General features: G+C 64.4%; 5 protein-coding genes. 4 read left to right on the forward strand and 1 reads right to left on the reverse strand.

Annotated elements, in window-relative coordinates; genetic code table 11:
- The 3 genes from ACODSK_RS32285 to ACODSK_RS32295 form a co-directional block, all read left to right on the forward strand.
- The coding region (locus ACODSK_RS32285) for a phosphopantetheine-binding protein (RefSeq protein WP_489022174.1) at positions 1-602 on the forward strand (602 nt) is incomplete at its 5' end.
- 165 nt (positions 603-767) lie between these two features.
- On the forward strand, positions 768-2,162 hold the full coding sequence (locus tag ACODSK_RS32290) for an aspartate aminotransferase family protein (RefSeq protein WP_489022176.1): 1,395 nt from the start codon (positions 768-770) through the stop codon (positions 2,160-2,162).
- An 82-nt stretch (positions 2,163-2,244) separates the two neighbouring features.
- Entirely contained in the window at positions 2,245-2,466 is a 222-nt protein-coding gene (locus ACODSK_RS32295) for an MbtH family protein (RefSeq protein ID WP_489022178.1), read from the forward strand.
- Between the two features lie 65 nt (positions 2,467-2,531).
- Here ACODSK_RS32295 and ACODSK_RS32300 read toward each other — a convergent pair whose 3' ends face one another.
- A complete protein-coding gene (locus ACODSK_RS32300) occupies positions 2,532-3,713 on the reverse strand; it encodes a PepSY-associated TM helix domain-containing protein (protein ID WP_489022180.1) in 1,182 nt (393 codons plus the stop codon).
- A 245-nt stretch (positions 3,714-3,958) separates the two neighbouring features.
- Here ACODSK_RS32300 and ACODSK_RS32305 point away from each other — a divergent pair, with 245 nt between their 5' ends.
- On the forward strand, positions 3,959-4,936 hold the full coding sequence (locus ACODSK_RS32305; protein ID WP_489022182.1) for a TauD/TfdA family dioxygenase: 978 nt from the start codon (positions 3,959-3,961) through the stop codon (positions 4,934-4,936).
- Positions 4,937-5,066: the final 130 nt, after the last annotated feature.

Raw genomic sequence — 5,066 nt, forward strand, 5'->3', positions numbered from 1 at the left:
TGAAGATCCGCGGCCTGCGGATCGAACTGGGTGAAATCGAGGCGCGCCTGCTGGAACACCCAGCTGTGCGCGAAGCCAGCGTGATCGATATCGACGGTGTCGGTGGCAAGCAGCTGGCGGCCTACCTGGTGGCGGACGACAGCGCCGACCTGAAGGAGCTGCTCAAGGCCCACCTGAAGGCGCACCTGCCGGAGTTCATGGTGCCGAGCCACTTCATCCTGCTGGAGAAGATGCCGCTGAGTGCCAACGGCAAGCTGGACCGTCGGGCACTGCCGAAGCCGGAACTGGCCCAGGCGGCGTTCATCGCGCCGGTCAGCGAGCTGGAGCTGCAACTGGCGGCGATCTGGTCCGAGGCGCTGCAGATCGACAAGGTCGGCATGAGCGACGACTTCTTCGCCCTTGGCGGTCATTCGCTGCTGGCGACCCAGATCGTCAGCCGGGTGCAGAAGGACCTGGGGTACCACGTACCGCTGCGCGCGATGTTCGAGCTCAACACCCTGCAAGCGCTGGTGCAGTACCTCGAAGAGCAGCAGGGCTCGCGGATCGACGAGGCCAAGGCCGACCGTCTGTCGGACCTGATGGCCGAACTGGAGGCGCTGTAGGGCAGGGCACCGGCGGCTGCGAGAAAAAGCTGTTTCAGCTTGTAAATCCGCAGTGCGCTGGTGCGTTTTTCAAGAAAGGAATCAATGCCTGCGGCAACCGGTCGCGCACCGGTTGCCGTGGGTCGCTAACGGTCGCCTCATCCCATTTTTTCGAGGGTTGCACAGATGTCAGTCGCTATCAGGTTTACCGAAGATCAGGACGCCGGCGAGACGCTCTACCAGTTCGACGAATCGCCGCTGCTGGCCCGGCAGAGCCGCCAGGAATCCAACGCGCGCAGCTACCCGCGGCGGATTCCCCTGGCGCTCAAGCGTGCTCGGGGCCTGCATGTCGAAGACGTCGAGGGACGTCGCTTCATCGATTGCCTGGCCGGTGCCGGGACCCTTGCCCTGGGGCATAACCATCCGGTGGTGATCGAGGCCATCCAGCAGGTGCTCAGCGACGAACTGCCGCTGCACACCCTGGACCTGACCACCCCGGTCAAGGACCAGTTCGTCCAGGACCTGTTCAGCATCCTCCCGGCCGAGCTGGCGGCGGAAGCGAAGATCCAGTTCTGCGGCCCGACCGGGACCGACGCGGTGGAAGCGGCGCTGAAACTGGTGCGTACCGCCACCGGGCGCAGCACCGTGCTGTCTTTCCAGGGCGGCTACCACGGCATGAGCCAGGGCGCCCTGAGCCTGATGGGCAGCCTCGGGCCGAAGCGTCCGCTCGGTGCCATGCTCAGCAGCGGCGTGCAGTTCATGCCGTACCCCTATGACTACCGTTGCCCGTTCGGGCTGGGCGGCGCGGCCGGGGTCAAGGCCAACCTGAACTATCTGCAGAACCTGCTCAGCGACCCGGAAGCCGGCGTGCAACTGCCGGCGGCGGTGATCGTCGAAGTGGTGCAGGGCGAGGGCGGGGTGATCCCGGCCGACCTGGACTGGCTGCGTGGCCTGCGCGCCATTACCGAAAAGGCCGGCGTGGCGCTGATCGTCGACGAAATCCAGAGCGGCTTCGCCCGTACCGGCAAGATGTTCGCTTTCGAGCACGCCGGGATCGTTCCCGATGTGGTGGTGATGTCCAAGGCCATTGGCGGCAGCCTGCCGCTGGCGGTGATGGTCTATCGCCAATGGCTCGACAGCTGGGCCCCGGGTGCCCACGCCGGCACCTTCCGCGGCAACCAGATGGCCATGGCCGCCGGTTCTGCGGTGATCCGCTACCTCAAGGAGCACGATGTCTGCGCGCATGCCGCCGCCATGGGCGAGCGCCTGGCCGGGCACCTGCGCGACCTGCAGCGCGACTACCCGCAACTGGGCGATATCCGTGGTCGCGGGCTGATGCTCGGGGTCGAACTGGTGGACCCGAGCGGTGAAGTGGATGCCCTGGGGCATGCCCCGTACTTCCCGCGCCTGGCGCCGCTGGTCCAGCGCGAGTGCCTCAAGCGCGGGCTGATCCTCGAACTGGGCGGGCGCCATGGCAGCGTGGTGCGCTTCCTGCCGCCGCTGGTGATCACCGCCGAGCAGATCGACGAAGTGTCGTCGATCTTCGCCCGTGCGCTGGCCGCTGCGGTCGCCAGCCTGTAATTTTTCCGCGTCGTCAGACGTATATCTTCATACCAGGGCCGCGTGGCTGCGCGGCCCGCCTGGATTATCTCGGAGAGCAGCAATGACTTCAGTATTCGACCGCGACGACATCCTGTTTCAGGTAGTGGTCAACCACGAAGAGCAATATTCCATCTGGCCGGACTACAAAGAGGTGCCGGCAGGCTGGCGTACCGTGGGCAAGAGCGGATTGAAGAAAGAATGCCTGGCCTACATCGAAGAGGTCTGGACCGATATGCGGCCGCTGAGCCTGCGCCAGAAGATGGAAGCCCAGGCCGCGCAATAACGGCGTGCGGCAGGCAAAAAAAGCCCCGGTGGATGCCGGGGTTTTTTTTGCCTGGCGCCTGGGGGTCAGAGCGCCGGGTCGGTTTCCACGCGCTTGCGTTCTTCCTTGGCCGTGCGCTTGAGCGCCGCTGCGGTGGCCAGCACCGTGCGCTTGCTCCAGATCAGCAGGCCGCTGAGCACCATCATCGACAGGACCAGGCCGAAGAAGGCCCAGATCAGCTTGATCCACAGACCGCCGAAATCCCCGGTATGCAGCGGGCGCATCGACTCGTCGACGAACTCCAGGGGGGTACGGTCCGACAGCAGGCGCGAGGAGGTGATCTCGCCGGTGTACGGATGGATCTCCACCATCTGGTACATCAGTGGGTACCAGCTGCGGCCGGCGGCGAGCAGGGTGCCGAAGGTGTTGCTGGGCAGCAGGATGTTGCTGCCGTCCAGGCCTGGCACTTTCTCCTGGGCGATGACCAGCGCCTGGTCGAGGCTGATCTGCGCCGGTGGCTTGCCATCGGCGGTGACGGGCACGCTGTCGCGGGAGATGACCGAAGCCACCCGCGAATAGCTGGAAATGCTGATGTGGTTGTCGCCGAGGATCGCCTGGACCAGGAACCAGGTGCCGGTGATGGAGATCACCGCGATAAACCAGATCGACCAGATGCCGCTGAGGCGATGGAAGTCGCCCCAGAAGATCCGCGCACCGTGGCGCAAGCGCAGGGTCGGCTTGAAGAAGCCCTTCCAGAAGCGCTTGTAGACCACCAGCCCGGTCACCAGCGAAGCCAGCATCGGCAGGCCGAGGATCGACACCAGGTACCAGCCCCAGGAATAGCCGCCGGTCGACGGCACCAGCCACCAGCCGTGCAGGGCGCGGGTGAAGCGGCGGAAATCGAAGTTGGGCACGAAGCCCTGGAGCTCGGCGGTGTAGGGGTTGACGTAGGCGATGGTGGAGCGGCCATCGGGGAAGGTGACCGAAACGTTCAGGGCGAAGTAGTCGCCGTCCGGCTGGAAGAACGAGCCGACGATGGCCTCGGGATGGCTGCTGGCGAGGGTGTTCTTGACCTGCTCGAAGCTAAGCCGCTCGGCGTCGTCCGAGGGTGGGTTGGCGCGCATTTCCGGGGTGACCAGCCACATGATTTCCCGACTGACCACGGCCAGGGTGCCGGTCACGCAGACGATCAGCACGAAGAACCAGATCGGCAGCGCCAGCCAGCTGTGCACCAGGAACCAGATTTTCGAGCGGGATTTCTTCGACATGGGATAACGCTCTCGCTGCAGATCCATGTAAGGCGGACGCGTGCGTCCGCTGCATCCATTTCTGTACGAACAAGGGCAGGGCGGCTTTAACGGAAAGATGTAACAGAGATGCAAGCAAATGTTTCCCCGAGCCGACGAGGTGCCCGTCGGGGTTAATTTTCCGCCCCGGCCAAACGTTCCATGAGCAGATCACGCTTGTCCGACCGTTGGGGCTCGGGCGGCGGCACCCTTCAGGGAGAGTTTTCATGAGTCACGCATTGAGTTTGGATATCCGCCCTTTGCTGGCCGGCGCAGGCACCTTGCCGATGTTGATCGAGGCCCCGGAGCCGGGCCTGGACCTGATGGAGACGCTGGGCGAATTCAAGCCGCTGGTGGCGCAGCACCTGTACACGGCTGGCGGCATTCTGTTCCGAGGCTTCGAGGTGGGTGGTGCCGAGCGCTTCCGCGAATTCGCTGCGGGCTTCGGTGATCCGCTGCTCAGCTATGAGTTCGGTTCCACCCCGCGCAGCAACGTGACCAAGGGCGTCTACACCTCTACCGAATACCCGGCGCACCAGAGCATCCCGCTGCACAACGAACAGGCCTACACCCTCGACTGGCCGATGCGCATCTGGTTCTACAGCATGATCGCCGCCGAGACCGGCGGTGAAACGCCGATCGCCGACAGCCGCGAGATCTACCGGCGTATCCCGGCGCGGATCCGCGAGCGCTTCGTCGAGAAAAAGCTGATGTACGTGCGCAACTACGGCAACGGCCTGGATGTGGAATGGAGCCAGGTGTTCAACACCGAGGACGAAAGCGTGGTCGAGGCCTACTGCCGGGCGCACTCGATCCAGTGCGAATGGAAGGACGACGGCGAGCTGCGCACCCGGCAGATCTGCCAATCGGTGGCGCGTCATCCGGTGACCCAGGACATGGTCTGGTTCAACCAGGCGCACTTGTTCCACGTCTCCAACCTGCCACCGGAAGTGCGCGAAAGCCTGCTCGACGTGGTGGAGGAGGACGAACTGCCGCGCAACGTCTACTACGGCGACGGCTCGCCGATCGAAGTCGACCTGCTGGATGAAGTGCGTGGTGTGCTGGACGAATGCACCATCAAGTTCCCCTGGCTGGAAAACGACGTACTGATGCTCGACAACATGCTGGCTGCTCACGCCCGCTCGCCGTTCACCGGCAAGCGCAAGGTGGTGGTGGCGATGGCGCAGGGGCATTCGGAGCGCTGAAAGAGGGATCTGGCCCGAAACCCTGTGGGAGCCTGTGTGAACCGGCGATGAGGCCATCAGCTTCAACATCAATCCTGCGGGTCTGTGTTGTTCTTCCCGGCCTCATCGCTGGCAATGCCAGCTCCCACAG

It is taken from the genome of Pseudomonas sp. FG98 (genome assembly GCF_057808595.1).